Origin of the sequence: Streptomyces sp. SLBN-8D4 (assembly GCF_049739545.1) — a bacterium.
Classification (GTDB): Bacteria; Actinomycetota; Actinomycetes; order Streptomycetales; family Streptomycetaceae; genus Streptomyces; species Streptomyces canus_C.
The window spans coordinates 1,782,405-1,808,724 of the sequence record NZ_JBMGQC010000001.1 but is presented as its reverse complement, the minus strand read 5'-3'; the positions used below and the strand labels follow the sequence as shown (position 1 = coordinate 1,808,724).

General features: G+C 71.7%; 28 protein-coding genes and 3 pseudogenes. 23 read left to right on the top strand and 8 right to left on the bottom strand.

Annotated elements, in window-relative coordinates; genetic code table 11:
• Nucleotides 1-3: 3 nt before the first annotated feature.
• Nucleotides 4-729, top strand: coding sequence for a class I SAM-dependent methyltransferase (locus tag RKD20_RS08330; RefSeq protein WP_424877146.1), 726 nt, complete (start codon nt 4-6; stop codon nt 727-729).
• A 21-nt stretch (nt 730-750) separates the two neighbouring features.
• Here RKD20_RS08330 and RKD20_RS08325 read toward each other — a convergent pair whose 3' ends face one another.
• Nucleotides 751-1,866, bottom strand: coding sequence for an acyltransferase family protein (locus RKD20_RS08325; RefSeq protein WP_424877145.1), 1,116 nt, complete (start codon nt 1,864-1,866; stop codon nt 751-753).
• A 152-nt stretch (nt 1,867-2,018) separates the two neighbouring features.
• Here RKD20_RS08325 and RKD20_RS08320 point away from each other — a divergent pair, with 152 nt between their 5' ends.
• From RKD20_RS08320 to RKD20_RS08300, 5 genes are all read left to right on the top strand, one after another.
• Complete coding sequence (locus tag RKD20_RS08320; RefSeq protein ID WP_424877144.1) at nt 2,019-2,852, top strand: M55 family metallopeptidase; 834 nt, start codon at nt 2,019-2,021, stop codon at nt 2,850-2,852.
• Nucleotides 2,845-4,149 (top strand): M20/M25/M40 family metallo-hydrolase, encoded by a 1,305-nt coding sequence (locus tag RKD20_RS08315; RefSeq protein ID WP_424877143.1) that lies wholly within the window; start codon nt 2,845-2,847, stop codon nt 4,147-4,149. Before RKD20_RS08320 ends, RKD20_RS08315 begins: the two co-directional genes overlap by 8 nt.
• A 16-nt stretch (nt 4,150-4,165) precedes the next feature.
• Complete coding sequence (locus RKD20_RS08310) at nt 4,166-6,115, top strand: LpqB family beta-propeller domain-containing protein (RefSeq protein ID WP_424877142.1); 1,950 nt, start codon at nt 4,166-4,168, stop codon at nt 6,113-6,115.
• Nucleotides 6,112-7,035 carry a S66 peptidase family protein gene (locus RKD20_RS08305; RefSeq protein ID WP_424877141.1) on the top strand — a complete coding sequence of 308 codons (924 nt, stop codon included), beginning with the start codon at nt 6,112-6,114 and terminating at the stop codon, nt 7,033-7,035. The genes RKD20_RS08310 and RKD20_RS08305 overlap by 4 nt, the downstream gene beginning before the upstream one ends.
• 128 nt (nt 7,036-7,163) lie before the next feature.
• Nucleotides 7,164-7,727, top strand: coding sequence for a GNAT family N-acetyltransferase (locus RKD20_RS08300; RefSeq protein WP_424877140.1), 564 nt, complete (start codon nt 7,164-7,166; stop codon nt 7,725-7,727).
• Here the strand turns inward: RKD20_RS08300 and RKD20_RS08295 are convergent.
• Entirely contained in the window at nt 7,699-8,046 is a 348-nt protein-coding gene (locus RKD20_RS08295) for a DUF6204 family protein (RefSeq protein ID WP_424877139.1), read from the bottom strand. The genes RKD20_RS08300 and RKD20_RS08295 overlap by 29 nt on opposite strands.
• Before the next feature lie 59 nt (nt 8,047-8,105).
• Between RKD20_RS08295 and RKD20_RS08290 the strand changes: the two are divergent.
• Nucleotides 8,106-8,956, top strand: a pseudogene (locus tag RKD20_RS08290) (arginase family protein).
• Between the two features lie 40 nt (nt 8,957-8,996).
• The gene (locus RKD20_RS08285; protein WP_424877138.1) at nt 8,997-10,922 is read left to right on the top strand and encodes a DUF5107 domain-containing protein; all 1,926 of its coding nucleotides are present in this window, start codon (nt 8,997-8,999) and stop codon (nt 10,920-10,922) included.
• A 14-nt stretch (nt 10,923-10,936) separates the two neighbouring features.
• Here the strand turns inward: RKD20_RS08285 and RKD20_RS08280 are convergent, their stop codons facing one another.
• A complete protein-coding gene (locus RKD20_RS08280) occupies nt 10,937-11,287 on the bottom strand; it encodes a VOC family protein (protein ID WP_020119141.1) in 351 nt (116 codons plus the stop codon).
• A 125-nt stretch (nt 11,288-11,412) separates the two neighbouring features.
• Between RKD20_RS08280 and RKD20_RS08275 the strand changes: the two genes are divergently transcribed.
• The gene (locus RKD20_RS08275; protein WP_424877137.1) at nt 11,413-11,919 is read left to right on the top strand and encodes a phage holin family protein; all 507 of its coding nucleotides are present in this window, start codon (nt 11,413-11,415) and stop codon (nt 11,917-11,919) included.
• Nucleotides 11,920-11,955: 36 nt separating this feature from the next.
• Complete coding sequence (locus tag RKD20_RS08270) at nt 11,956-12,972, top strand: SDR family oxidoreductase (RefSeq protein WP_424877136.1); 1,017 nt, start codon at nt 11,956-11,958, stop codon at nt 12,970-12,972.
• A gap of 36 nt (nt 12,973-13,008) precedes the next feature.
• Here RKD20_RS08270 and RKD20_RS08265 read toward each other — a convergent pair whose 3' ends face one another.
• Both RKD20_RS08265 and RKD20_RS08260 read right to left on the bottom strand, forming a co-directional pair.
• Nucleotides 13,009-14,100, bottom strand: a complete 1,092-nt coding sequence (locus RKD20_RS08265) for an enolase C-terminal domain-like protein (RefSeq protein WP_424877135.1) — start codon at nt 14,098-14,100, stop codon at nt 13,009-13,011.
• Nucleotides 14,101-14,103: 3 nt separating this feature from the next.
• A complete protein-coding gene (locus RKD20_RS08260; protein WP_424877134.1) occupies nt 14,104-15,063 on the bottom strand; it encodes an LLM class F420-dependent oxidoreductase in 960 nt (319 codons plus the stop codon).
• Between the two features lie 140 nt (nt 15,064-15,203).
• Here RKD20_RS08260 and RKD20_RS08255 point away from each other — a divergent pair, with 140 nt between their 5' ends.
• The 13 genes and pseudogenes from RKD20_RS08255 (at nt 15,204) to RKD20_RS08195 (ending at nt 25,012) form a co-directional block, all read left to right on the top strand.
• The gene (locus RKD20_RS08255; protein ID WP_424877133.1) at nt 15,204-16,856 is read left to right on the top strand and encodes an FAD-dependent oxidoreductase; all 1,653 of its coding nucleotides are present in this window, start codon (nt 15,204-15,206) and stop codon (nt 16,854-16,856) included.
• Nucleotides 16,853-18,700, top strand: a complete 1,848-nt coding sequence (locus tag RKD20_RS08250; protein WP_424877132.1) for a transketolase — start codon at nt 16,853-16,855, stop codon at nt 18,698-18,700. Before RKD20_RS08255 ends, RKD20_RS08250 begins: the two co-directional genes overlap by 4 nt.
• Nucleotides 18,697-19,629, top strand: a complete 933-nt coding sequence (ligD, locus tag RKD20_RS08245; RefSeq protein WP_424877131.1) for a non-homologous end-joining DNA ligase — start codon at nt 18,697-18,699, stop codon at nt 19,627-19,629. The genes RKD20_RS08250 and ligD overlap by 4 nt, the downstream gene beginning before the upstream one ends.
• A gap of 44 nt (nt 19,630-19,673) precedes the next feature.
• Nucleotides 19,674-20,042, top strand: coding sequence for a gas vesicle protein (locus tag RKD20_RS08240; RefSeq protein WP_424877130.1), 369 nt, complete (start codon nt 19,674-19,676; stop codon nt 20,040-20,042).
• A gap of 58 nt (nt 20,043-20,100) precedes the next feature.
• Nucleotides 20,101-20,529, top strand: coding sequence for a gas vesicle structural protein GvpA (locus RKD20_RS08235; protein ID WP_280848420.1), 429 nt, complete (start codon nt 20,101-20,103; stop codon nt 20,527-20,529).
• Complete coding sequence (locus tag RKD20_RS08230; protein ID WP_424877129.1) at nt 20,526-21,296, top strand: GvpL/GvpF family gas vesicle protein; 771 nt, start codon at nt 20,526-20,528, stop codon at nt 21,294-21,296. Before RKD20_RS08235 ends, RKD20_RS08230 begins: the two co-directional genes overlap by 4 nt.
• Before the next feature lie 7 nt (nt 21,297-21,303).
• Entirely contained in the window at nt 21,304-21,567 is a 264-nt protein-coding gene (locus RKD20_RS08225; RefSeq protein ID WP_424877128.1) for a gas vesicle protein GvpG, read from the top strand.
• Entirely contained in the window at nt 21,564-22,331 is a 768-nt protein-coding gene (locus RKD20_RS08220) for a DNA primase (RefSeq protein WP_424877127.1), read from the top strand. The genes RKD20_RS08225 and RKD20_RS08220 overlap by 4 nt, the downstream gene beginning before the upstream one ends.
• Nucleotides 22,331-23,443: an SRPBCC family protein gene (locus tag RKD20_RS08215; protein ID WP_424877126.1), complete on the top strand. Its 1,113-nt coding sequence runs from the start codon at nt 22,331-22,333 to the stop codon at nt 23,441-23,443. The genes RKD20_RS08220 and RKD20_RS08215 overlap by 1 nt, the downstream gene beginning before the upstream one ends.
• Nucleotides 23,440-23,778: a gas vesicle protein gene (locus tag RKD20_RS08210; protein WP_007385866.1), complete on the top strand. Its 339-nt coding sequence runs from the start codon at nt 23,440-23,442 to the stop codon at nt 23,776-23,778. Before RKD20_RS08215 ends, RKD20_RS08210 begins: the two co-directional genes overlap by 4 nt.
• A pseudogene (locus tag RKD20_RS08205) lies at nt 23,775-24,546 on the top strand (GvpL/GvpF family gas vesicle protein). The gene RKD20_RS08210 and the pseudogene RKD20_RS08205 overlap by 4 nt, the downstream one beginning before the upstream one ends.
• Nucleotides 24,543-24,731 carry a gas vesicle protein gene (locus RKD20_RS08200; protein ID WP_007385868.1) on the top strand — a complete coding sequence of 63 codons (189 nt, stop codon included), beginning with the start codon at nt 24,543-24,545 and terminating at the stop codon, nt 24,729-24,731. Before RKD20_RS08205 ends, RKD20_RS08200 begins: the two are co-directional and overlap by 4 nt.
• The gene (locus RKD20_RS08195; protein ID WP_020119156.1) at nt 24,728-25,012 is read left to right on the top strand and encodes a gas vesicle protein K; all 285 of its coding nucleotides are present in this window, start codon (nt 24,728-24,730) and stop codon (nt 25,010-25,012) included. The genes RKD20_RS08200 and RKD20_RS08195 overlap by 4 nt, the downstream gene beginning before the upstream one ends.
• 13 nt (nt 25,013-25,025) lie before the next feature.
• On the opposite strand, the gene RKD20_RS08190 is transcribed toward RKD20_RS08195, so the two are convergent.
• The 3 genes and pseudogenes from RKD20_RS08190 to RKD20_RS08180 form a co-directional block, all read right to left on the bottom strand.
• Complete coding sequence (locus tag RKD20_RS08190) at nt 25,026-25,196, bottom strand: hydrophobic protein (protein WP_069760366.1); 171 nt, start codon at nt 25,194-25,196, stop codon at nt 25,026-25,028.
• A 40-nt stretch (nt 25,197-25,236) separates the two neighbouring features.
• The gene (locus RKD20_RS08185) at nt 25,237-26,070 is read right to left on the bottom strand and encodes a class I SAM-dependent methyltransferase (protein ID WP_424877125.1); all 834 of its coding nucleotides are present in this window, start codon (nt 26,068-26,070) and stop codon (nt 25,237-25,239) included.
• Between the two features lie 100 nt (nt 26,071-26,170).
• Nucleotides 26,171-26,311: pseudogene (locus RKD20_RS08180) on the bottom strand (hypothetical protein); the annotation flags it as partial.
• Nucleotides 26,312-26,320: the final 9 nt, after the last annotated feature.

Below are 26,320 nucleotides of genomic sequence, written 5' to 3'. Positions count from 1 at the left end.
GGCATGAGCGTGACTGGTCGGTACCGGGAGTCCTGGGAGGGCTTCTGGCGGGAGGCCCCGGGGCGCCAAGGGGCCGTTTTCTGGGACGCGGAGCCGGTGTTGACCGCAGGCGTCCACCTCGCCCACTTCGAGCCGCTGCTGGCCGATCCCGGGCTGCCTCTCGTGGACCTGGGCTGCGGGAACGGCACCCAGAGCCGTTTCCTCGCCGCACACTTCACCCAGGTCGTCGGCGTCGACCTGTCCGCGGCCGCCCTCGACCGTGCGCGCGACGCCGACCCCGACGGGCAGGTGACGTACCGGCTCCTCGACGCCTGCGACAAGAGCGAGCCGGAGAACCTGCACGAAGAGCTCGGGGACGCCAACGTCTACATGCGGGGCGTGCTGCACCAGGCCGGGCCCGAGGACCGGCAGCAACTGGTCGACGGGATCGCCACGCTCGTCGGGGAGCGCGGCCGGGCCTTCCTCGTCGAGCTCTCCGAGGCCGCCAAGGCCGTCCTGATGGGCCTGGCGCAGGGCCCCGACGGACCGCCCGCCAAGCTGGCACCCATCTTCCGGCACGGCATCGCCCCCGGCGAGGTCGCCGACGAGGCGGTGCCCGTGTACCTCGGGGCGGCCGGGCTGACGATCGTGGCGAGCGGGGAACTGCCGCTCATCACCACCGAGTACCGGGCCGACGGCACCCGGATCGAACTGCCGTCGAAGTGGTGGGTGGTGGGCCGCACCGCCTGACGGCCCGGCGGTGCACGCGCCCTATCGGCGTACCTGAACGGGCACCCCGCCCGCGCCGGGCGGGGTCTTCCGGAACGCCCACTCCATCCGGGGCTCCATCACGCACCGGAAGACCCGCCGCACGGGAGCGGTGCACAGGGTGGTGACCACCGCACCGGCGACGAGCGTGACGACGATCTCGCCGAGCGGGGTGTGCGGCCAGCGGTGGCCGGCCCAGTCGACGTGGTTGCCGGCCTGGACGACGAAACCGTGCAGCAGATAGCCGTAGAGCGTGCCCGCGCCCAGGCTCGTGAACCACATCCGGCGCCCCGGCACCCAGGACAGGAAGCAGGCGACCAGGACCAGGGAGCAGCCGAACAGGGCCAAGGTCATCAGCGGGCCGCACCAGGCGGGCACGCCGAAGTGCTCGGCGGCGTCACGGTGGAAGAACCACGCGTAGTCCATGCGCGGCACCGCCCAGTACGAGAACACCACCGCCGCCGCGAACACCGGGACCGCGAGCAGCCGCACCCGCCACTGGCGCACCAGCGAGAAGTGCGCCGGGCGCAGACACAGGCCGAGCACGAAGTACGGCAGGAACTGCAGGGTGCGCTGGAGGTCGAGATCGTCGCCGATGGACGGGCTGAGCGTGGCGAGCGCGGCGACCGTCAGGGCGATCGGCAGCGGCCACCGCACGGCGCGCCAGATCGGCGTGGTCAGCCGCCAGATGAACAGGGCGGCCAGGAACCACGTCAGATACAGCGGGTCCAGCAGGCTGATGTCGCGGTCCGGGACGCCGTCGGACCACCGGGTGAAATAGGTGTACGCCGTCTCGAACACGACATAGGGGACCACGACCCCGGTGACCAGTCGCTTGATCTTCGCCGGGCTGGCGTCGAAGGAGCGGGAGAAGTAGCCCGAGATGATGATGAACGCCGGCATGTGGAAGGCGTAGACGATCGTGTACAGCGCCGTGACGGCACGGCTGTCGGAGCGCAGCGGCTCCCAGGCGTGGCCCATGGCCACCAGCACGATCGCCAGGTACTTGGCGTTGTCGAAGAACGCGTCGCGCTGCCTGGGGCGGCCGGGCGGGTTCCCCGGCGCGGCGGTCGCCGTCGTCCGTCGTGCCGGCTGTACGGGCTGTGCGGTGTCGCTCACGCTTCTCCCTGTCCGTCTCCTGTGGAACCCGCGAGGGAGAATACGCGTCTTCCAGGAATCGCCTGTGCGGCGGGGGGGGGGGGGGGCCGCATCCGACTCGCCTCACCCCACGCGGGCGACGTAAACCTCCGCGCCGCGTAACGTGGCGGAGCATGAAGATCCTGATCAGCGCCGACATGGAGGGCGCCACGGGTGTCACGTGGCCGGACGACGTGATGCCCGGGGCGTCGCAGTGGGAGCGGTGCCGCTCCCTGTTCACCTCGGACGTGAATGCCGCCGTGCTCGGCTTCTTCGACGGCGGCGCCGACGAGGTGCTCATCAACGAGGCGCACTCGACCATGCGCAACCTGCTGCTCGAACAGCTCGACCAGCGGGCGCAGATGCTCACCGGCCGGCACAAGGACCTCTCCATGATCGAGGGAGTCCAGCACGGCGACGTCGACGGCATCGCCTTCCTCGGCTACCACGCGGGCGCGGGCCAGGAGGGCGTCCTCGCCCACACCTACCTCGCCAACTCCATCACCGGGGTGTGGCTGAACGACGTGCCCGCGAGCGAGGGGTACCTCAACGCGCACGTGGTCGCCGAGTACGGCGTCCCCGTCGTCCTCGTCACCGGGGACGACGTGGCCTGCGAGGACGCCCTCGGCTACGCCCCCGAGGCGCTGAAGGTCGCCGTCAAGGACCATGTCTCGCGGTACGCGGCCGTCTGCCGCACGCCGGCCCGTACGGCCGCCGACATCCGGGCCGCCGCGAAGGAGGCCGCCCGGCTGGCGGTCCGTCAGGAACCCGTACAGGCGGGGCCGTTCACGATCGCGGTCGAGTTCGACGCCGAGCACCTCGCCATGGCCGCCACCGTGGTGCCGGGTGTGGAGCGGATCGGGGCGCGGAAGGTGGCGTACACGAGCGAGACCATGTACGCGGGAATCCGTACCTTCAAGGCGGTCACCACCATCGTCTCGGCCGCCGTGGAGGAGCAGTATGGCTGACCAGCAGGCACTGGACGAGGTCGTCCGGTTCACCTCCGACCTCGTCCGCATCGACACCACCAACCGGGGCGGCGGCGACTGCCAGGAGCGGCCCGCCGCCGAGTACGCGGCCGAGCAGCTGGCCGGGGCGGGCCTTGAGCCCCTGATGCTGGAGCGCACCGAGGGCCGGACGAACGTCGTCGCCCGCATCGAGGGCGCCGACCCGTCGGCGGACGCGATGCTCGTCCACGGTCATCTGGACGTGGTGCCCGCCGAGGCCGCCGACTGGAGCGTGCACCCCTTCTCCGGGGAGGTCCGCGACGGGGTCGTCTGGGGCCGCGGGGCGGTCGACATGAAGAACATGGACGCGATGATCCTGGCCGTGGTGCGGTCCTGGGCCCGGCAGGGCGTACGACCCCGGCGGGACCTCGTGATCGCGTTCACCGCCGACGAGGAGGCCAGCGCCGAGGACGGCTCCGGATTCCTCGCCGATGAGCACCCGGAGCTCTTCGAGGGCTGCACGGAGGGGATCAGCGAGTCGGGGGCGTTCACCTTCCACGACGGCGCCGGCCGGCAGATCTACCCGATCGCGGCGGGGGAGCGCGGCACCGGCTGGCTCAAGCTCACCGCGAACGGCCGCGCCGGACACGGCTCCAAGGTCAACAAGGAGAACGCGGTCACCCGGCTCGCCGCCGCCGTGACCCGCATCGGCGAGCACGAGTGGCCGCTGCGGCTCACCCCGACCGTCCGCGCGGCCCTCGCCGAACTCGCCGTGCTCTACGGCATCGAGACCGACCTGAGCGACGTGGACGGACTGCTGGAGAAGCTGGGCCCGGCGGCCAAGCTGGTCGAGGCGACCGTCCGCAACAGCGCCAACCCGACGATGCTGCAGGCCGGTTACAAGCTCAACGTCATCCCGGGGGAGGCCGTGGCCTACGTCGACGGCCGCTACCTGCCCGGCGGGGAGGACGAGTTCCGCGCGACCCTGGACCTGCTCACGGGGCCCGGCGTGGACTGGGAGTTCAGTCATCGCGAGGTCGCCCTCCAGGCACCGGTCGACTCGCCGACGTACGCCGGCATGCGTGCGGCGGTGGAGGAGTTCGCGCCCGAGGGGCACGTGGTGCCGTACTGCATGTCCGGCGGCACGGACGCCAAGCAGTTCTCCCGCCTGGGCATCACCGGGTACGGGTTCGCGCCCCTGAAGCTCCCGGAGGGCTTCGACTACCAGGCCCTCTTCCACGGGGTCGACGAACGCGTCCCCGTCGAGGCACTGCACTTCGGCGTGCGGGTACTCGACCGCTTCCTGCGAACGGCCTGAGCAAGTGGGGGAGAACGTGCGGACGTCGGCATACGGTTCCTGGCCCTCGCCCATCGACGCGGCGCTCGCGGCCGCGCACGACGGGCACCCCGAATGGCTGGGCTTCGTCGGGGACGAGGTGTGGTGGACCGAGCCCCGGCCCACCGAGGGCGGCCGTCGCACCCTGGTGCGCAGGCGCCCCGACGGCCGGGAGGAGTCGGTGCTGCCGGCGCCGTGGAACGTGCGCAGCCGGGTCATCGAGTACGGCGGTCACCCCTGGGCCGGCGAGGTGGTGGCCGGCGAACCGCTCGTCGTGTTCGTGCACTTCGCCGACCAGCGGCTGTACCGGTACGAGCCCGGCGGTGAGCCGCGTCCCCTCACGCCTGTCTCCCCGGTCGGCGGCGGACTGCGCTGGGCGGAGCCGCAGTTGAGACCTGAGCTGGGTGAAGTGTGGTGCGTCCTGGAGGAGTTCACCGGAGACGGGCCCACCGACGTCCGCCGGGTCCTGGCCGCCGTGCCGCTGGACGGCTCGGCCGTGCAGGATCGGGACGCGGTGCGCGAACTCACCGACGACCGCCACCGGTTCGTCACCGGCCCCCGCATCTCGCCCGACGGCTCGCGCGCGGCCTGGCTCGCCTGGGACCATCCGCGGATGCCCTGGGACGGCACGGAGCTGATCGTCGCCGAGGTCCTGGACGGCACGCTCCGGGAGCCCCGTACGGTGGCCGGCGGCCCGGAGGAGTCCATCGCCCAGGCCGACTGGTCGCCCGACGGCCGCCTCCTGTACGCGAGCGACCGCACCGGCTGGTGGAACCTCTACCGCGACGGCGAGCAACTCTGCCCGCGCGAGGAGGAGTTCGGCGGCGCCCTGTGGAAGCTCGGGCACCGCTGGTTCGCCCCGCTGGACAGCGGCCTGATCGCCGTCGTGCACGGCACCGGATCGACCGCGCTCGGCATCCTGGACCCGGAGACCGGTGAACTCGTCGACGCGGCCGGTCCCTGGACCGAGTTCGCGCCCACCCTCGCGGTGCACGGCGAGCGTGTCGTCGCCGTGGGCGCCAGCCCGCGCACTGCCTACGAGGTGGTGGAGCTGGACACCCGCACCGGCCGCGCCAGGGTGATCGGAGCCGAGCACGACGACCCGGTCGACCCCGTGCACTACCCCGAGCCCCTGATCCGCGTCTTCACCGGGCCGGACGGCCGGGACATCCACGCCCACGTCTATCCGCCGCACCACCCCGGGTACCGGGCGCCCGGCGACGAGCTGCCGCCGTACGTCGTCTGGGCGCACGGCGGACCGACCGGTCACGCACCCCTCGTGCTCGACCTCTCGATCGCCTACTTCACCTCCCGCGGCATCGGCGTCGCCGAGGTCAACTACGGCGGGTCGACCGGATACGGGCGGGAGTACCGCAACCGGCTGCGCGAGCAGTGGGGCGTGGTCGACGTCGAGGACTGCGCCGCCGTCGCGCTCGCCCTCACCGACGAGGGCACCGCCGACCGCGACCGGCTCGCCGTCCGCGGCGGGAGCGCGGGCGGCTGGACCGCCGCCGCCTCGCTCACCATGACCGACGTCTACGCCTGCGGCACGATCGTCTACCCCATTCTCGACCTGGCCGGTTGGGGCACCGGGGAGACCCACGACTTCGAGTCCCAGTACCTGGAGAGCCTGGTCGGACCGCTCGCCGAGGTCCCAGGACGGTACGCGGAACGCTCGCCCGTCGAGCACGCCGACCGGGTCACCGCGCCCTTCCTGCTGCTCCAGGGCCTGGACGACGTGATCTGCCCGCCCGCGCAGTGCGAGCGGTTCCTCGACCGGATCGCGGGACGGCAGGTGCCGCACGCCTACCTCGCCTTCGAGGGGGAGGGGCACGGGTTCCGCCGGGCGGACACGATGATCCGCGCGTTGGAGGCCGAACTCTCCCTGTACGCCCAGGTGTTCGGTCTCAACCCGCCCGGCGTCCCGACATTGGAGCTCACCAGGTGACAGAACTCGTACGACCGCCCAGACTCGCGCCCGGAGCCCGCGTGGCCGTGGTCGCGCCCAGCGGGCCGGTGCCGGAGGAGCGCCTCCAGGCGGGCCTGGACATCCTGCGCGGCTGGGATCTCGATCCGGTCGTGGCACCCCATGTCCTGGACCGGCACGGCGAGTTCACCTACCTGGCGGGTACGGACGCCGATCGGGCGGCCGATCTCCAGAACGCCTGGTGCGACCCGTCGGTGGACGCCGTGCTGTGCGCCCGGGGCGGATACGGCGTGATGCGCATGGTCGACCTGCTCGACTGGGAGGCCCTGCGAGCGGCCGGGCCGAAGGTGCTGGTCGGGTTCAGCGATGTCACCGCGCTGCATGAGGCCTTCGCCGCCCGGCTCGGCCTGGTCACGCTGTACGGCCCGATGGCGGCCGGCATCGACTTCATCAAGAACGTGCGGGCCCAGGACCATCTGAAGGCCACGCTGTTCGCGCCGGAGACGGTCCGCACGATCGCCTCCGGCGGCACGGCCCTCGTCCCCGGCCGGGCCCGCGGTGTCACCCTGGGCGGCTGTCTGTGCCTGCTCGCCTCCGAACTGGGCTCCGCGCACGCCAGGCCCGGAGCGCGCGGCGGGCTGCTCTGCCTGGAGGACGTCGGCGAGGAGACGTACCGCCTCGACCGCTATCTGACCCAACTCCTGCGCGCGGGCTGGCTCGACGGGGTGCGCGGGGTGCTTCTCGGGTCGTGGGAGAAGTGCGAACCGTACGAGAGGGTGCGCGCGCTGCTTCTCGACCGGCTCGGCGGCCTCGGCGTCCCGATCGCCGAGGAGTTCGGCTTCGGGCACGGCGAGGGGGCGCTGACGATCCCGTTCGGGGTGGCGGCCGAACTCGACGCGGACACCGGCACGTTGACGCTCGACGAACCCGTCCTGCGCTGAGCCTGCCACGGGTGGGCGCAGCGGCACTGACGGCGGCCCAAGGCCCTGCTCGCCACCGGCCTGATCGGCGCGCTGTGCGGGACGTACGTCATGAAGAGCGCGCGGTCAGGTCGTCGTAGTCTGGCGGGATGCCGCACACCACGTCCCGTTATCTGGCCGAGGGCCCCCGCGTGGGCATTCGTCACTTCACCTACGAGGACGGTGCCGAGTTCACCGCGCGGGCCCGGGAGAGCAAGGAACTGCATCAGCCCTGGCTGTTCCCGCCGGACAGCGAGAGCGCGTATCTCGCCTATGCCGGCCGGCTGATCGAGGACCGGACCAAGGCGGGGTTCCTGGTCTGCGAGAAGGACGGCGAGCGGGGCGAGGGGGCCATCGCCGGGTTCATCAACATCAACAACATCGTCCAGGGCGGTTTCCAGTGCGGGGCCCTCGGCTACGGCGTCTTCGCGCACGCCGCCGGGCGCGGGCTGATGCGCGAGGGGCTGAACCTCGTGGTCGACCACGCCTTCGGCCCGATGCGGCTGCACCGGCTCGAGATCAACGCCCAGCCCGGCAACACCGCCTCCCTCGCCCTCGCCCGCAGCTGCGGCTTCCGGCTCGAAGGGTTCTCCCCGAAGATGCTCCACATCGACGGGGAGTGGCGGGACCACGAGCGCTGGGCGATCACCGCCGAGATGCGGGCTTCCGGTTGATCTTCATGGTGTCGAGGTCCGTGACCGTCGACTTCAGGTCGCCGAAGCCGTAGCCGAGCTCACGGAGTGCCGTCTGCGCGCGGTCCTCGGCGATCGCGGCCGCCATCTCCTCGCCGTCCGCCGCGTCCGACACCACCACGTACCGCATGGAGAAGTGCTTCAGCGGCGCCGGCTCGTACGACAGCGAACCCTCCTCGGTGAACCGCATGCTCGCCATGCCGTGGTCCGCCGCCTCGGCGAGCAGCCGGGCGCGGGCCTCGTCGGTGAGCCCCTCCCACGTGCCGCGGACGATCACCCGGTAGGTGTGCTGCTCACTCACTGTCGCTCCCTCGCGTATCTCCGTGGACGGTCGACTGTACGTCGGCGAGGATGCTCCGCATGCGGAATATCGTCGTGCTGGACGCCCCCTCCAACCTCGGCCTGCGCCCGCCCGCCCCCGGTGCCGTGCCCGGCTGCCACAAGCCCGCCGGCGCCCTCCGTGAGCAGCGGATCGTCCAGCGGCTGCACGCCCTGGAGGGCGGAGTGGTCGTACCGCCCGACCGCGTCGAGCGCCATGTGCGCGCCGGGGACTTCCCCGTCGTCCTCGGTGGCGACTGCTCCGTCCAGCTCGGCGCCTCGCTCGCCCTGCGCCGGGTCGGACGCTACGGACTGGCCGCCATTGGGGGTACCTCCCACGCCCTTCAGGCAGTGGGGGAGCCGCGCCGGACTTCCGGCACCCCGGCAACTCCGACCGGATCGGCGCGGCGGGCGGTGAGGAGGTCGCGCTGGGCACCGGGCGCGGACAGGAGGACCTGACGGATCCGGAGGGGCTGAAGCCCTGTCTGCGGGACGAGGACGTGCGGTTCTTCGGGATCCGCGACGCCTTCGAGGAGGACCGGGCCGAACTCGCCGGCCTCAAGATCCCGGTGGTGACCGTCGGTGACGTCCGGGAGTGGGGCGCGGACGCCCTCGCCAGGGCCACCGCCCAGGCCTTCGAGATCCCGGAGATCGACGGTTTCTGGGTGCATCTGGACGCCGACTGCCTCGACCCGTCCGTGATGCCCGCCGTCGACAGCCCCGACCCGGACGGGCTCCGACCCGCCGAACTCCTCGCGCTGCTACGGCCGTTGCTCGCCTCCCCTTCCTGCGCAGGCCTCAACGTCACCATCTACGACTCCGATCTGGACCCCGAGGGCACCGCGGGCGCGCTGCTCACCGACATCGTCGTGGACGCCTTTGCGCAATCCTGACCGGCAGCTCCCCTGGCCGACTCGGTGCCGAGCGGTTTCCATGGTGATCGTGACGACGATCCGGCGAGACGTACTCACCCTGCCCGCCGCACCGCTGGGCCCCGACAACCCCCTGCCCCCGCTGCGGCTCCCGCAGGAGGTCCACCGCATCGACGTGCGGGAGCGGGACGACCTGCCCCGGGACATGGCCCGGCAGGCCGGTTACGGACCGCTGGGGAGCCTGCTGCCGGTCCGCGTCCGGGACGGCTACGGCAGAGAGCGCGCACCCCGCGCCTTCGAGACGATCGTGATCGAGAACGACCGGCTCAGGGCCACGGTCCTCCCCGGTCTCGGCGGCCGGGTCGCCTCCCTCCTCCACAAGGCCACCGGGCGTGAACTCCTGTACCGCAACCCGGTGTTCCAGCCCGCGAACTTCGCCCTGAACGGCGCCTGGTTCTCCGGCGGCATCGAGTGGAACATCGGCGCCACCGGCCACACCACCCTGTCCTGCGCACCCCTGCACGCCGCCCGCGTGCCCGCCCCCGACGGCGGAGAGATGCTGCGCCTGTGGGAGTGGGAGCGGCTGCGCGACCTGCCCTTCCAGGTGGACCTGTGGCTCCCGGAGGGGTCGGACTTCCTGTACGCCGGATTGCGGATCCGCAATCCGCACGAGCGGCCGGTGCCGGCCTACTGGTGGTCGAACATCGCCGTCCCCGAGGGGCGCAGGGTGCTCGCCCCGGCCGAGGACGCCTGGCAGTTCGGCTACGAGCGCCACCTGCGCCGGGTGCCCGTCCCGCCGGACCCCCTGGACAGCCTGTACGCCGCCGACTACTTCTACGACCTGCCCGACGCCCAACGTCGCTGGATTGCCGCCCTCGACGGCGACGGCCACGGCCTGGTGCAGACGTCCACCGACCTCCTGCGCGGCCGCAAGCTGTTCGTGTGGGGGACCGGCAGCGGCGGCCGGCGCTGGCAGGAGTGGCTCACCGAACCCGGCACCGGCGGCTACTGCGAGATCCAGGCCGGACTCGCCCGCACCCAGCTGGAGCACGTACGCCTGGACGCCGGGAGCGAGGTGGCATGGCTGGAGGCATATGGGCCGCTCAGCGCGCCACCGGTGCCGGCCGAGGCAGAGGCCCGCCTGGAAGCCGTACTGCCGCGTGCCGCCGTCGACGCGGCCTGTGCCGCCTGGAAGCCGTACGCCGACACCGAACCCGGCGAGACCCTGGCCGTCGGCTCGGGCTGGGGCGCCCTCGAAGTGCTGCGCGCCGACTGGAAGCTGCCCGGCACCCCCTTCGAGGAGAGCACCCTCGGTCCGGCGCAGGAGCCCTGGCTGGAGCTGCTGCGGACCGGGTCCTTCCCCGAGCCGCGCAGGGTACGGCCGCCCGGGGACACCCTGGTCGCCCCGCACTGGCGGGACATGCTGGAGACCGCGCCCGCCACCCCGCTCACCGAGTACCACCTGGGAGTCGCCCAGTGGCACGCGGGGGACCGGGCGCAGGCCGTGCGCAGCTGGGAGCGGGGACTCGAACTGGCGCCGTCCCGCTGGCCGTTGCTGCGCTGTCTCGCCGTGGCCGACCAGGAGAGCGGCAACCGGGAGCGGGCCGCCGACCGGTACGCCGACGCCTTCGACGACCTGTGCCACGAGCGGCGCGACGACGGCGAGGCGTGGACGGCGGCCACCGCAGCGCTCGGCCGCGAGACGCTGGAGGCGCTTCTCGCGGCCCGGCGAACTTCCGCGGCGCGTTCCGTGCGGGAGCGGCTGTACCCGGCGATCCGGGCACGAGGCGGGTTCCGGCTGATCGAGGCCGGACTGCTGCTCGCCGAGGGACGGCCCGAGGCGGCCCGGGCCGTCTTCGAGGACGGCTTCGAGGTCGCCGACCTGCGGGAGGGCGCCGAGGCGATCGGCGAACTGTGGAGCCGCATCAGCTCCCCCGACGAGCCGCTTCCGGCGCACTACGACTTCCGTATGCGGCCGCCGGCGTAGGGGAGCCGGTCCCTTCAGGTGACGTTGCGGTCCACGTACTCGTACACCACGCCGTCCGGATGCATCGCGATCAGATTGCGGCCCACCGGCGTGGGCACCGGGCCCGCGATGACCCGGGCGCCCAGCTCGCTGAGCAGCTGGTGGGCCTCGTCGACGTCCTTCACCGCGATGGTCGCCGCGACCTTGCGCAGCACCTCCAGCTCGGCCTCGGGGCCGCTCATCAGCAGGAAGCAGCCCACCGCGGCGACCTGGACGCCGCCGCGCTCGAAACGGAGGGCCGTGGCGCCCGCGAGCCGTTCGTAGAAGACGACCGCGGCCTCCAGGTCGTCGACACAGACACGCAGCGTGGTTCCCAGAATGTCCATGCGGACGAGCCTAATTGCGGTCGCAGGGCCGCGGAGATCGTTTCACCGATCCTCCCGACCCGGCCGCCCGTACCGCACACGCGGCCCCGGCGTTATGCGCACGCCTGTACGGGTACCCGGCGGCCATGGAGCGCTTGGATCACCTGGAGCATCTGGACAGGCATCTGGTCGACGAGCTGGCGCAGGTGGCGCGCGAGACCGTACGGGACGAGCTGCGCGAGCAGACGCGCAAGCAGCGCCGTACGGCCATGCTGTACGCCGCGTCCGGCGCCGTCGCGCTGTACGCGGGAGCAGCCCTGGCACTCGCCGTGGGCCTCGCCCTCGCCCTCGGGCTGCCCGACTGGGCGGCCGCACTGATCACCGCCGCGATCCTGGGGGCCGTGGCCTACGCACTGCGCGGTGCGGCCAGGCCGTCTGCCGCCCGGCCGACGGCCGGGCGGGAGGAGGAGGCCGCGGCCGTGCCGGACCGGACCGCCGAGGCAGCCGCACCGGTGGCCGCCCCGCCGAGCGGGCTCGGGACGCCGTATCCGCCCATGCCGCCCGTCGCCCCCGAGACCCCGGGCACACCGGAGGCGGGCGCCGCGCCCCGGCAGGACGGCATCGACCCCGAGCAGCCGCACCACCGGGCCTGACGCGTGGTGGTGCGCGACGCATGGAAGGAAGCGCACGTGAAGCAGGGCAAGGTCGTCGTGGTGACCGGGGCCAGCGGCGGCGTGGGACGGGCCACGGCCCGGGCCTTCGCCGAACGCGGAGCCCGGGTCGCCCTGCTGGCCCGGGGCCGCGAGGGCCTCGCGGCCGCCGCCGACGAGGTGCAGCGGGCAGGCGGTGAGGCGCTCGTCGTGAGCGTCGACATGGCCGACCCCAAGGCGGTCGACGACGCCGCCCAGCAGGTCGTCGACGCCTACGGGCACATCGACGTCTGGGTCAACAACGCCTTCACCGGCGTCTTCGCGCCCTTCACGGAGATCACCCCGGACGAGTTCCGGCGGGTCACCGAAGTGACGTACCTGGGCTATGTGTTCGGCACCCGGGCCGCCCTCCACCACATGCTGCCGCGGGACCGCGGCACGATCGTGCAGGTGGGGTCCGCGCTGGCCTACCGGGGCATTCCCCTGCAGTCCGCGTACTGCGGGGCCAAGCACGCCATCCAGGGCTTCAACGAGTCACTGCGGTGCGAGCTGCTCCACTCGGGCACCGGTGTCCGTACGACCATGGTGCAGCTGCCGGGCCTCAACACGCCCCAGTTCGACTGGGTGTTGAACCGGATGCCCGGCAAGGCCCGTCCCGTGGCGCCGGTCTACCAGCCCGAGGTCGCCGCGCGCGCGGTCGTCCACGCGGCCTCCCACGCGCGCCGGCGGGAGTACTGGGTCGGCGGGTCCACGGTGGCCACGCTCGTCGCCAACGCCGTCGCGCCCGGGGTCCTGGACCGCTATCTCGCCCGCACCAACTTCGAGGCACAGCAGGAGGAGGGCGAGCACGGCGGTCCCGGGAACCTGTGGGCGCCCGCGGACGGGCCGCACGGGCGGGACTTCGGGGCGCACGGGCGGTTCGACGAGGAGGCCGTGTCCAAGAGCCCGCAGGACTGGTTCTCCCGCAACCGCGCCCGGATGGGCGTGGGGCTCGTGGCGGCCGCGGCCGGCGCGCTGGGCGTCACGGTGACCTCCGGGCTGCGCCGCCGGGGCTGAGCGGGGGCGGGCCGGGGGAGCACCGGGGCAACGGATTCAGGCCACCCGGTACTCCTCCACCTCCTCCGTCCGCAGCGTCAGACCGTGGCCCACCCCCGCCACCGGGCGGACCGTGCCTCCCGTCGGATCCAGTGCCCCGTCGAAGAACATGTCCTCGATGCGCACGTGGTCGTGGAACCACTCCATGTGCCGGATGTTGGGGATCGCGGCGGCCGCCGCCGCGTGCGCGTGCGGAGCGCAGTGGGTGGAGATCTCCAGACCGTGGGCCTGGGCCAGCGCCGCCGCGCGCAGGAACTCCGTGACACCGCCGCAGCGGGTCGCGTCCACCTGGAGACAGTCCACGGCGCCGGCCGCGATCATGCGCGCGAAGTACGGCAGGTCGTAGCCGTACTCCCCGGCCGTGACATCGCAGACGAGGGCGTCTCGGACCAGCCGCAGGCCCGTCAGGTCGTCCGATGACACCGGTTCCTCGAACCAGCCGACGCCGTGCTCCACCAGGGCGTTGCCCACCCGGACCGCCTGCTTGCGGGTGTACGCGCCGTTCGCGTCGACGTACAACTCCGCGTCGGGGCCGATGACTTCACGGGCCGTACGGACCCGGGACAGGTCGCGGGGGACCGCCCGGCCCCAGCTCTCGCCGATCTTCAGCTTGACGCGGGGGATGCCCTGACCGTGCACCCAGCCGTTGAGCTGCGCGGCCAGATGCGTGTCGTGGTACGTCGTGAAGCCACCGCTGCCGTAGACGGGAACGCGTTCGCGGGCGACGCCGAGCAGGCGCGCCAGCGGGAGTTCCAGGATGCGGGCCTTCAGGTCCCACAGGGCGATGTCGAGGGCCGAGATCGCGCCCGCCGCGATGCCCGGACGGCCCGCGTTGCGGACCGAACGGCACATCGCGTCGTGCAGCGCCGGGATGTCCATCGGGCTGCGGCCCTCGACCAGCGGTCCGAGCTGCTCGGTGAGGAAGTCACCGACCGCGGCCGGTCCGTAGGTCCAGCCCGTGCCGGTCTCCTGCCCGGTCGTCACCTCGGCGATCACCATCGTCGTGGTGTCCCAGGCGAGCGTGCCGTCGGCCTCGGGGGCGTCGGTCGGCACCGTGTACACCGAGACGACCGGGCGGTGGAGTCTCATCGTTCACCCCTGCTGGAGCTGGGGCAGCACCTTCGTACGGTAGAAGTCGAAGAAGCCGCGCTGGTCGGGGCCGATCTGGTTGACGTAGACCCGGTCGAAGCCGGCCTCGGTGAACGCGCTCAGCGTGGAGACGTGCTCGTCGACGTCGTCCCCGCACACCGCCTTCTCGCGCACCATGTCCTCGGTGACCAGCGGCTCCAGCTGTTCGAAGTGGCGCGGCGAGGGCAGGATCTGGGCCATCTCGCCGGGCAGGAACTGGTTGAACCACAGCTTGCGGACCGTGGCGACGCACTCGTCGCGGTCGTTGCCGTAGCAGACCTTGGTACCGCCGATGACCGGCTTGCCGGCCCCGCCGCCCTTGCGGAACTGCTCCACCATCGACTCGTCGGGCGTCATCGTGATGAAGCCGTCGCCGACCCGGGACGCGAGCGCCGTGGCCGCCGGACCGAAGCCGGAGATGTCGATGGGGACGGGTTCGTCGGGGATGGTGTACAGGCGGGCGTTCTCCACGGTGTAGTGCGTGCCGTGGTGGTTGACCTCCTCGCCCGTGAAGAGGCGGCGCATCACCTGGATCGACTCCTCCAGCATTTCCAGGCGGATGTGCGCGGGCGGCCAGACATGGCCGAGCACGTGCTCGTTGAGGGCCTCGCCGGAGCCGACGCCCAGCCGGAACCGGCCGCCCGTCATCACGGCCGAGGTCGCCGCGGCCTGCGCCACCACCGCCGGGTGGATCCGCACGGTCGGGCAGGTCACGGCCGTCTCGATGGGAAGGGACACGGCTTCCGAGAGTGCGCCGATCACCGACCACACGAAGGGGCTCTGGCCCTGCGCGTCGTTCCACGGGTGGTAGTGGTCGGAGATCCACAGCGAGCTGAAGCCCGCCTGCTCGGCCATCCGCGCCTGTTCGACCAGGTCCGCGGGACCGAACTCCTCGCACGACAGGAAATAGCCGTATTCGGGCATGGGGGGTACCTCCGGCGGTTCCGTGATGAGCGGGGCCTTGGCCGAGTACCCGGCGGTCCGTGCGGAAACCGGCGTTTGGGCGCCCTGGCCAGGGGGACGCGGAAGGCTCCCGAGGTACGCGACAGCCCCGGAGGCGAACCATGAGTCGACCCCGCATCGTGATCGTCGGTGCCGGCTTCGCCGGGTACCGGACGGCCAAGGAGCTGTCCCGAAAAGCCCGCGGCAAGGCCGACATCACCCTGCTGAACCCGACCGACTACTTCCTGTACCTGCCCCTGCTGCCCCAGGTCGCCGCCGGCATCCTGGAACCCCGACGGGTGACCGTCTCCCTCTCCGACACCCTGCCGTGGGTGCGGCTGGTGCTCGGCGAGGCCGACGGCATCGACCTGGACGGCCGCACCGTCCGCTACACCGACCCCGAGGGCGCCCGCGGCACCCTCGCCTACGACCGGCTGGTGCTGGCCGCCGGGAGCGTCAACAAACTGCTGCCCATACCCGGGGTCGCCGAGCACGCGCACGGCTTCCGGGGCCTGCCCGAGGCGCTGTACCTGCGCGACCACGTCACCCGGCAGGTGGAGCTCGCCGCGGCCGCCGACGATCCCGCGACCTGCGCCGCCCGGTGCACCTTCGTCGTGGTCGGCGCGGGCTACACGGGCACCGAGGTCGCCGCGCAAGGGCAGCTGTTCACCGACGCGCAGGTGCGCAGGCATCCGCTGCGGGAGGGCATGCGGCCGCGCTGGATCCTCCTCGACGTGGCGGAGCGGGTGCTGCCCGAGCTCGACGCGCATCTGTCCCGCACCGCGGACCGCACGCTCAGGCAGCGGGGCGTGGAGGTACGGATGGGCACCTCCGTGAAGGAGGCCACGTCGGAGGGAGTGCTGCTGACCGACGGCGAGTTCGTCGCGACCCGGTCGCTGGTGTGGTGCGTGGGGGTACGGCCCGATCCGCTCGCCGAGTCGCTCGGACTGCCCATGGAGCGCGGCCGGCTGCTCGTCGACCCGAACCTCCAGGTCCCGGGACGGCCCGAGCTGTTCGCGTGCGGCGACGCGGCCGCGGTGCCCGATCTGGACAACCCGGGCCAGTACACGCCGATGACGGCGCAGCACGCCTGGCGGCAGGGCCGTACGGCGGCCCTCAATGTCGCCGCCTCCCTGGGAGCCGGTGTGCGCCGCCCCTACGAACACCGGGACCTCGGCTTCGTCGTGGACCTCGGCGGGGTGAAGGCCGCGGCCAACCCGCTGGGCGTCCCGCTGTCGGGTCTCGCGGCCGGTGCCGTCACCCGCGGCTACCACCTCGCCGCGATGCCGGGCAACCGGGTCCGGGTCGCCGCCGACTGGCTCCTGGACGCCGTACTCCCGCGCCAGGCCGTCCAGTTGGGACTCGTACGGTCCTGGGCGGTACCGCTGGACACCGCCTCGCCGGAGCTGACACGGGCCCCGGGGCGAGCGCAGGCACGCCAGGAGGCCGACGCACGCTCCGGTCCCGGCGCCGCGACCGAGCGGGAGACGAGGCCGGGAGAGCCCGCGTCCGTACAGGCCGACGGACAGGAGCCGGAGGTTGCGGCAAGCGCGGGCGAAGCGGTGATCGCGGAGGCGAAGGCACGCGAGACGGCCGAACGGAAGTCGCCCGAGCGGCAGCCGGTGGAGTGGGAGTCACCTGAGTGGGAGTCGCCGGAGCAATCGCCCGAGCCCGCCAGGAACCACCCGGGCTCCGAGCCCGCCACATATCAGCCGGGCCAAGGCCCCGGCCCCACCAAACGAACTGACGCGGACCCCGCGGAAGGAGACTCATGAACACCGGTGAACTCGTCGAACTCGCCCAGCAGTTGCGCGTGGACAGTGTGCGCGCCTCGGCCGCCGCGGGCTCCGGGCACCCGACGTCCTCGATGTCCGCCGCGGACCTGATGGCCGTACTCCTCGCCAACCACTTCCGCTACGACTTCGACCGCCCCGCACACCCCGGAAACGACCGCTTCGTGCTGTCCAAGGGGCATGCCTCACCGTTGATGTACGCCGCGTTCAAGGCGGCCGGTGCCATCGACGACGAGGAACTGCTGACCTTCCGGGGGCTCGACAGCCGTCTCGAAGGACACCCGACCCCGCGCAAGCTGCCCTGGGTGGAGACGGCGACCGGATCGCTCGGCCAGGGACTGCCGGTGGGCGTCGGCATCGCGCTGTCCGGGAAGCGGCTGGACCGCAGCGACTACCGGGTGTGGGTGCTGTGCGGCGACAGCGAACTCGCCGAGGGCTCGATCTGGGAGGCCGCCGAGCACGCGGGCCACGAGCACCTCGACAACCTCACCGCGATCGTGGACGTCAACCGGCTCGGCCAGCGCGGCCCCACCCGGCACGGCCACGACCTCGACGCCTACGCCCGCCGCTTCCAGGCCTTCGGCTGGCACACCGTCGAGGTCGACGGGCACGACGTGGACGCCATCGACCGCGCGTACGGCGAGGCCGCGTCCACCAAGGGCCAGCCCACCGCGATCCTCGCCCGCACCCTCAAGGGCAAGGGCGTCGCCGACGTCGAGGACCGCGAAGGACTGCACGGCAAGCCCCTCAAGAACGCCGACGACGCCATCGAGGAGCTCGGTGGCGTACGCGACCTGCGCGTCCAGGTGCAGGAGCCGCCGGCCGCCCGCATCCTGCACGCCGTCCGCTCCGGGCACGTCGACCTGCCCCGCTGGGAGACCGGCGAGGAAGTGGCCACCCGCGACGCCTACGGACAGGCCCTCGCCGCCCTCGGCACCGGCCGCGGTGACGTCGTCGCTCTGGACGGCGAGGTCGGCGACTCGACCCGTACCGAGTACTTCGCCAAGGAACACGCCGACCGCTACTTCGAGTGCTACATCGCCGAGCAGCAGATGGTCGCGGCCGCCGTGGGACTGGCCGCGCGCGGCTGGGTGCCCTACGCCGGCACCTTCGCGGCCTTCCTGACCCGTGCCTACGATTTCGTACGCATGGCCTCCATCAGCGGGGCCGGCGTCAACCTCGTCGGCTCGCACGCGGGCGTCGCCATCGGACAGGACGGGCCCAGCCAGATGGGCCTGGAGGACCTCGCGATGATGCGGGCGATCCACGGCTCGACCGTGCTGTACCCGTGCGACGCCAACCAGACCGCCCGCCTGATCGCCCAGATGGCGGACCTGGACGGCATCCGCTATCTGCGCACGGGCCGCGGCGAGAGCCCGGTGATCTACGGCGCCGACGAGGAGTTCCCGATCGGTGGCAGCAAGGTGCTGCGCTTCTCCCAGAGCGACCGGCTGACGCTCGTCGCCGCGGGCGTCACCGTGCCCGAGGCACTCAAGGCCGCCGAGGCACTGGAGCAGGAGGGCATCCGGGTCCGGGTCGTCGACCTGTACTCGGTCAAGCCGGTCGACCGGGCCACCCTGCGCCAGGCGGCCGAGGACACCGGCTGCCTGCTGACCGTGGAGGACCACCGCGAGGAGGGCGGCCTCGGCGACGCCGTCCTCGACGCCTTCGCCGACGGCCGCCCCGTACCGCGCCTGGTGCGCCTCGCCGTCCGTACGATGCCCGGCTCGGCCTCGCCCGAGGAGCAGCTGCACGCCGCGGGCATCGACGCCGAGTCGATCGCGGCCGCGGGCCGGCTGCTGGTGGAGCAGGCGATCGTGCCGTGACCGGGGACGACGTACGGACCGTACGCGCGGGCAGGCGCACCGTCGAGGTGCACCGCCCGGACAAGGTGCTCTTCCCCGGCGGCGACGGTGCCAAGGAGTACACCAAGGCGGACCTCGTCGACTACTACCGGTCCGTCGCGCCCTTCATGCTGCCGCACCTGCGCGGTCGTCCGCTGATGCTGGAACGCCACCCGGACGGCCTCGACGGCCCCGTGTTCATGCAGAAGAACACCCCGGACTCCTACCCGGAGTGGATCGGCCGCGTCGAGGTGGCGAAGGAGGGCGGCACCGTCTGCCACACCGTCTGTGACGACACCGCCACCCTCCTGTACCTCGCCGACCAGGCCGCCCTCACCCTGCACCGCTGGCTGTCCCGGACCGGGAGCGTGGAGCGGCCCGACCGGATGGTCTTCGACCTCGACCCGGCCGGGGAGGACGACTTCGCCCTGGTGCGCGAGGCGGCCTGGCTGCTCGGGGAACTCCTCGACGAGCTGAGTCTGCCCTCGGCGCTGATGACCACCGGCTCGCGCGGGCTGCACGTCGTCGTGCCGCTCAACGGCCGGCACGAGTTCGACGAGGTCCGCCGGTTCGCCAAGGACGTCGCCGACACCCTGGTCGCCGGCCACCCCGACCGCCTCACCACCGCCGCCCGCAAGAAGGACCGCGGCGACCGCCTCTACCTCGACATTCAGCGCAACGCCTACGCGCAGACCGCCGTCGCCCCGTTCACCGTCCGTGCGAAACCCGGGGCTCCCGTGGCCACCCCGATGGCCTGGACCCAGCTGGACGATCCGGGGCTGGACGCCCGCCGCTGGACCATCGCCGACGCGGTCGAACAGGCCCGCACCAACCCGTGGGCCGGGGTCATGGCCAAAGGGCGCGCCCTCGGGCCCGCCCGGCGCAGGTTGAACGCCTTGATGCCCACTTGAAGGTTTGGCGAAGGAACGAGCGGCCACCCGAGGTGAGAGGTGCCATGTCGAACACAAAAAACTCATCCGGAACACAGGATTCACGAAACTCCCGCAAAGGGACAGAAGAGGACACGGACGAGAAAGTGGCGGAGAACAGACGGCCCAAGCCCATGGAGGTGCTGCGCGAGGCGCGCGCCCAGCTGGCCGAGCTGACCGGCATGACCGCCGAGAACGTGTCGTCCTTCGAACAGACGGAGGACGGCTGGGAGCTCGAGATCGAGGTCCTCGAGCTGACCCGCGTGCCCGACACGATGAGCCTCATGGCGACCTACCAGGTCGAACTCGACCCGGAGGGCCAGCTCACCGGTTATCGGCGCGTTCGCCGTTACGAACGAGGGCGCGCGGACGCACAAAGGCGGGGCGGTCACTAGACCGCTCCGCCGTACAGACATCCGTTCAGCAGCACACAGAAAAGGAGGCGCGGTCGACATGACCGTTGTCCCGGCACAACAGGGCGGTGGCGGAGGCGGCTCCAGCGGCCTCTACGACGTTCTGGAACTGGTCCTCGACAGGGGTCTCGTCATCGACGCGTTCGTACGGGTCTCCCTGGTCGGCATCGAAATCCTGAAGATCGACGTACGGGTCGTGGTGGCCAGCGTCGACACGTATCTGCGCTTCGCCGAAGCGTGCAACCGGCTCGACCTGGAGGCCGGGCCGCGCAAGGACCCCGGTCTGCCCGACCTGGTCGGCGAGATGACCGAGTCCGGCGCCCGCGGCAAGTCCAAGGGAGCGCTCTCCGGCGCCGCCGAGACCATCTCCGACGCCTTCAAGCAGGCGCGTGAGGGAGACGGTCAGAGCGAGTCCAGGCCGCGTGCCCGCAAGTCGACCGCCTCGCGCCGGAAGGAGGAGCAGGAGTGAGCACGTACGTGTACGGCATCACCGCCGCCTCCCACCCCACGGTGCCGGAGGAACTGAGGGGGGTGGGCGACCCCGCCCTTCCGGTGCGGGTGCTGACGGTGGGCGAGCTGGCAGCGATTGTCAGTGACGCCCCCGAAGGGCTGCGGCCCAAGCGCCGCGACCTCCTCGCCCACCAGAACGTGCTGAGCGAGGCGGGCGCGGACGGCTGCATCCTGCCCATGCGGTTCGGCAGCGTCGCCCCCGACGACGACACCGTCACCGGGGTGCTCGCGGAACGCTCCGAGCACTACCAGGAGCGCCTGCGGACCCTCGACGGCAAGGTCGAGTACAACGTCAAGGCCACGCACGACGAAGAGGCCGTACTGCACCGCGTGATGTCCGACAACCCGGACGTCCGCGCGATGACCGAGGCCAACCGTAAGGCGGGCGGCGGCAGTTACGAGGACCGCCTCAGGCTCGGCGAGATGGTCGTGGCCGCGGTCAAGGCCCGCGAGGCCGAGGACGCCGGCCTGGTGCAGAGCGCCCTGGAGCCCTTGGCCGACGCGATCAGCGTGGGCCCCGAGTCCTCGGGCTGGCTGGCCAACGTGTCCTTCCTCGTGGAGCGCGACTCGGCCGCGTCCTTCCTGGAGGCGGTGGACGAGCTGCGCAAGGCCCATCCGCACCTCGACCTGCGGGTCAACGGCCCGCTGCCGCCGTACAGCTTCGTCGACCCGGGCCCGGCCGAACCCGCGGGCACCACGGTCGGCATCGATCACGCGGAGGAGTGAGTCAGCCGTGGGTCTCATCGGAGAGGTGCTGCTGCTGCCGTTCGCCCCGGTACGCGGCAGCGGCTGGGTGATCAAGCAGGTGCTGAACGAAGCGGAGCGCCTCTACTACGACCCGGCGACGGTACGGGCGGAGCTCGCCCGGCTCGAGGAGCGACTCGAGGCGGGCGAGATCGGCGAGGAGGAATTCGACCGACAGGAGGACGAACTCCTCGAACGACTGGAGATCGGCCTGCGCGGTGGCGCGGGGACTGGCGACGGGACGACACGATGAACCGAACAGGACTGGGCCTCGCGGTAGGGGCCGGATATCTCCTCGGACGTACGAAGAAACTGAAACTGGCGTTCGCCGTCGGCACGCTCGTGGCCGGCAAGCGGATGCATCTGAGCCCGAAGGCCGTTGCCGATCTGGTCTCCCAGCAACTGTTGAAGAACCCGCAGTTCAAGGAGATAGGGGACACGCTCCGCGAGGACCTGCGAGGCGTCGGCAAGGCGGCCTCCGGGGCGATGGTGGAGCGGCAGATGGTCGCGATCGCCGACCGGCTGCACGGCCGTACCGCCCAGGTCCGCGACGAGCTCGCCGGCGTGGCGCCGGACCTGCCGGGCCTCTCCGACGACGAGGACGAGCAGTCCGAAGGGGACGAGGAGCCCGAGGAGGAGGAGACTGGGACCGCGGAGGCCGAGGACGACGAGGAGCCCTCGGACGAGGACGAGGACGAACCCTCGGCCGAGGACGACGAGGCCGAGGACGACGAGGCCGAGGACGACGAGGACGAGCAGGAAGAGGCTCCGGCCGCGGCCAAGAGGACCGCCAAGAAGGCCCCGGCGAAGAAGGCTCCGGCCAGGAAGACGGCCGCGAAGAAGGAGCCGAGCCGCAAGCCGCCCGCGAAGAAGGCCGCGCAGAGCCAGGGCCGCACGCCCGGCAAGACCGCGGCCAAGAAGACCACGGCGAAGAAGACGGCCGCCAAGAAGGCGACCGCGGCCAGGGGGGCCGGCCGGAGCACCCGGGCCCGACTGCCGAAGGGAGGCGGTGAGTGATGACCGAGACACTTGGATCCGCCCGCGACACCGCCGACAAGGCGAAGAACAACCCGCTCACCGAGGTGGCCCACAGCGAGGCCGCCGACCGGCTCAAGGCCGAGGTGCAGGAGTACCTCTCCGCACAGGTCCAGCGGATGCTGGTCGGTGTAGGCCACAAGCTGGGCGAGACCACCGGCAAGCTGAACGACATCGCCGAGGGCAACAGCCCCGGGTTCGCCAAGCTCGCCCTCGACGGCGGCAAGAAGCTCGCCGAGGGCAAGGGGCCGCTGCGCAGCGCCCTGGAGCTCGGAGCGGGCAAGGCCAAGGACAGCGTGGTCGGCGCCTTCAAGAACCTCGGCGGCGGCAAGGGCAAGAAGAAGCGCGGCGCGGGCCAGAAGCCCACGGTGATCATCGAGTTCATCGACGTCGGCGTCGATCTGCGCACGGCCTACGACCAGTGGACGCAGTACCAGGACTTCTCCACCTTCGCGAAGGGCGTCAAGAGCGCGAACCGCGCCGACGACACCCACAGCGACTGGCAGGCGAAGATCTTCTGGTCCAACCGCAGCTGGAAGGCGACCACCACCGAACAGGTCCCGGACGAACGGATCCAGTGGACGTCGGAGGGCGCCAAGGGCACGACCAAGGGCGTCGTCACCTTCCACAAGCTCGCCGACAACCTCACCCGCGTCTTGCTGGTGATCGAGTACTACCCCTCGGGCCTGTTCGAGAAGACCGGCAACATCTGGCGCGCCCAGGGCCGCCGGGCCCGGCTGGACCTCAAGCACTTCGCCCGCTTCATCACCCTCAAGGGGGAGGCGGAGGACGGTTGGCGCGGCGAGATCCAGGACGGCGAGGTCGTCAAGAGCCACGAGGACGCGGTGGCGGAGGAGGAAGAGGCCGAGGGCACCGAGGAAGAAGGCGAGGAAGAGGAAGAGCAGGAGGGCCCCGACGCCGAGTACGAGAACGAGGACGAGCCCGAGGAGGAGGGCGAGCCCGAGGACGAGTACGAGGAGTACGACGAGGAGGAGCCCGAGGAGGAGGCCCAGGACGAGGCTCCCGAGGACGAGGAAGAGGTGCCCGAGGAAGAAGAGGAAGAGGAGTACGCCGAGGGCGGGAGCCGACGATGAGCATGCCCAGCCGGCTCCCGGATCCCTACGGTCAGGGGAGCGGAGCCAACCTGGCCGACATCCTGGAGCGTGTGCTGGACAAAGGCATCGTCATCGCGGGAGACATCCGCATCAACCTGCTCGACATCGAGCTGCTCACCATCAAACTGCGGCTCATCGTCGCCTCGGTCGACAAGGCCAAGGAGATGGGGATCGACTGGTGGGAGGACGACCCGGCGTTGTCCTCCCGCGCCCGCCGTGACGAACTCGCCCGGGAGAACAGCGAGTTGCGCGAACGGCTCGCGCGTCTGGAGGAGCTGGAGCCCAGCCGCCGTGCCGAGGAGGAGAGTTCATGACCGGACTGCGGTACGTGTACGCCGTCTGCCGCCCCTTCGGCACCCCACTGCAGGCCCAGCTGGCCGGGGTGGCCGGAGACCCGCCCAGGCTGCTGCACCACCACGGTCTGGTGGCCGTCGTCAGCCATGTTCCGGAGCGGGACTTCGCCGAAGAGCCGCTCCGCAGGCATCTGGAGGACCTGGACTGGCTGACCGGGACCGTGCGCGCCCACCAGAGCGTGATCGACGCGCTCACCGTCGTCACCACCCCGCTGCCGCTCCGGCTCGGCACCGTGTTCCGTGACGACAGCGGCGTCCGCGTGATGATCGAGGAACGCGAAAAAAGCTTCCGGCGCACCCTCGACCGGCTGCAGGGCCGGGTGGAGTGGGGCGTCAAGGTGTACGCCGAGACGCCGGCCCCGGACCGCGCGGAGCCCGCCGAGACGCCGGCCAAGCCGGTCTCGGGCCGGGGACTATCTGCGGCAGCGGCGGCAAAGCGTGCGGTCGCACGAGGAGATGTGGCAGCAGGCGGAGGCCTTCGCGACCCGGCTGCACGAAACGCTTTCCGGATACGCCGAGGACGCGCGGCTGCACGCCCCGCAGAATCCCACGCTTTCCGGCGCCTCCGGACAGAACATTCTGAATGCCGCCTATCTCGTGCCGCGCGGCGAGTCCGAGGAATTCGTGGAAATGGTGGACCGGACCAAGGGCGAACTCCCGGGAATGCGGGTGGAACTCACAGGACCCTGGGCGGCCTATTCCTTCGCGGGGGAGGAACAGCAGCCGTGACCGTCATCGAGCGCCGCGAGGTGGCCCTTGTCGACCTGCTCGACCGGCTGCTGGCCGGCGGGGTCGTCATCACCGGGGACATCACCCTGCGGATCGCGGACGTCGACCTCGTGCGCATCGACCTGAACGCGCTGATCAGCTCGGTCAACGCGCAAGTTCCCTCACCGTGGGAGGAGTTGCTGTGACAGCCCGACGCAAGCGGATGGACCTGGAGCCCGACACGGTCGAGCGTGACCTTGTCAAGCTCGTCCTGACCGTCGTGGAGCTGCTGCGGCAGCTCATGGAGCGCCAGGCGCTGCGCCGGTTCGACGAGGGCGACCTGAGCGAGGAGCAGGAGGAGCGGATCGGTCTCACCCTCATGCTCCTCGACGAGCGCATGACCGAACTGCGCGAGCGGTACGGACTGCGGCCCGAGGACCTGAACCTGGACCTCGGGCCGCTGGGACCGCTGCTTCCCCGGGAGTGATGGCCGGGGAACGTCACCACCTGTACCAACGACCCCTGCTTCCGCCCGATGTCGTCCCACGCATCAGGAACCCCAGCAACCACAGCACGAGCACGGCCAGTGCGATCCACCAGAGAATCTTCACTGCGAAACCGGCGCCGAAAAGAATCAGCACCAGGAGCAGCACAAGCAGGATGGCAATCATAGTGAACCTCCTGCATTCCGAGTTTCCCGGAATCCGCTTTTCAGGCTTCCTTTCGGCACAGAATCTCTCCGTGCAGTACACAGAACCAGCCGTCTTCCTGCCGGCCCCACTCCCGCCAGGCGTCCGAGACGGCCCGCAGCCGGTCCACGGTGGCGTGGCCGCTCTCGGTGGCCCGTTCCGCGTACGCCGAGGCCACCGTGCGGTCCGCCCACAGCCCGCTCCACCACTCCCGCTCCTCGGCGGTGGAGTAGGTCCAGGTGCCGGAGCTCGCGGTGATGTCCGTCAGGCCCGCCCGCAGCGCCCAGGACTTCAGCCGCCGGCCGGCGTCCGGCTCGCCGCCGTTGGCCCGGGCGACCCGGCGGTACAGGTCCAGCCAGTCGTCCAGCCCCGCTGACGCCGGGTACCAGGTCATGGCCGCGTAGTCCGAGTCGCGGACCGCGATGAATCCACCCGGCCTGGTGACCCGGCTCATCTCGCGCAGCGCCTGCACCGGGTCTCCCACGTGCTGGAGCACCTGGTGGGCGTGGACCACGCAGAAGGTGTCGTCCGGGAAGTCCAGCGCGTGCACGTCGGCGACCGCGAAGTCGACGTTCGTCAGACCTCGTGCGGCGGCCGTGGCGCGGGCCTGGTCCAGGATGCCCGGCGCCCGGTCGACGCCGGTCACCTCGCCGTCCGGGACCAGTGCCGCGAGGTCGGCGGTGATCGTGCCCGGACCGCAGCCGATGTCCAGGATCCTCATGTGGGGCTTCAGTGAACCGAGCAGGTAGGCCGCCGAGTTGGCTGCGGTGCGCCAGGTGTGCGAGCGGAGCACGGACTCGTGGTGACCGTGTGTGTAGACGGCGGTCTCCTGCGGCTTCCCCTGTGGTCCAGGCATGGCTGAGCTCCCCTTTTCGACAAGTCCGTCGGTACCGGGAACCGTACGCCCGCATGTCGCATGGTGAGACCCCCGTATCGCCATGCGGACTGACGGGAGATCAGCTCCCCGGCGGCGGCCGGTACACCGTGAGCGCCTCGGGCAGCTTCTCCAGCATCACCTCGCCCTGTACGTCGGTCACCTCGCCGTCGTAGGCGAGCAGCGTGCCCGGCGCCACACCCGACAGACGCAGCCGCCCCACCGGACGCGG

Bases quoted from the DNA above. Each gene is read 5' to 3' on its own strand.
- RKD20_RS08255 (WP_424877133.1), top strand. From the start codon at position 15,204: ATGAGTCGACCCCGCATCGTGATCGTCGGTGCCGGCTTCGCCGGGTAC.
- RKD20_RS08300 (WP_424877140.1), top strand. From the start codon at position 7,164: ATGCCGCACACCACGTCCCGTTATCTGGCCGAGGGCCCCCGCGTGGGC.
- RKD20_RS08220 (WP_424877127.1), top strand. From the start codon at position 21,564: ATGAACCGAACAGGACTGGGCCTCGCGGTAGGGGCCGGATATCTCCTC.
- RKD20_RS08250 (WP_424877132.1), top strand. From the start codon at position 16,853: ATGAACACCGGTGAACTCGTCGAACTCGCCCAGCAGTTGCGCGTGGAC.
- RKD20_RS08275 (WP_424877137.1), top strand. From the start codon at position 11,413: ATGGAGCGCTTGGATCACCTGGAGCATCTGGACAGGCATCTGGTCGAC.
- RKD20_RS08330 (WP_424877146.1), top strand. From the start codon at position 4: ATGAGCGTGACTGGTCGGTACCGGGAGTCCTGGGAGGGCTTCTGGCGG.
- RKD20_RS08210 (WP_007385866.1), top strand. From the start codon at position 23,440: ATGAGCATGCCCAGCCGGCTCCCGGATCCCTACGGTCAGGGGAGCGGA.
- RKD20_RS08315 (WP_424877143.1), top strand. From the start codon at position 2,845: ATGGCTGACCAGCAGGCACTGGACGAGGTCGTCCGGTTCACCTCCGAC.
- RKD20_RS08285 (WP_424877138.1), top strand. From the start codon at position 8,997: ATGGTGATCGTGACGACGATCCGGCGAGACGTACTCACCCTGCCCGCC.
- RKD20_RS08320 (WP_424877144.1), top strand. From the start codon at position 2,019: ATGAAGATCCTGATCAGCGCCGACATGGAGGGCGCCACGGGTGTCACG.
- RKD20_RS08260 (WP_424877134.1), bottom strand. From the start codon at position 15,063: ATGCCCGAATACGGCTATTTCCTGTCGTGCGAGGAGTTCGGTCCCGCG.
- RKD20_RS08240 (WP_424877130.1), top strand. From the start codon at position 19,674: ATGTCGAACACAAAAAACTCATCCGGAACACAGGATTCACGAAACTCC.
- RKD20_RS08280 (WP_020119141.1), bottom strand. From the start codon at position 11,287: ATGGACATTCTGGGAACCACGCTGCGTGTCTGTGTCGACGACCTGGAG.
- RKD20_RS08190 (WP_069760366.1), bottom strand. From the start codon at position 25,196: ATGATTGCCATCCTGCTTGTGCTGCTCCTGGTGCTGATTCTTTTCGGC.
- RKD20_RS08265 (WP_424877135.1), bottom strand. From the start codon at position 14,100: ATGAGACTCCACCGCCCGGTCGTCTCGGTGTACACGGTGCCGACCGAC.
- RKD20_RS08235 (WP_280848420.1), top strand. From the start codon at position 20,101: ATGACCGTTGTCCCGGCACAACAGGGCGGTGGCGGAGGCGGCTCCAGC.
- RKD20_RS08185 (WP_424877125.1), bottom strand. From the start codon at position 26,070: ATGCCTGGACCACAGGGGAAGCCGCAGGAGACCGCCGTCTACACACAC.
- RKD20_RS08215 (WP_424877126.1), top strand. From the start codon at position 22,331: ATGACCGAGACACTTGGATCCGCCCGCGACACCGCCGACAAGGCGAAG.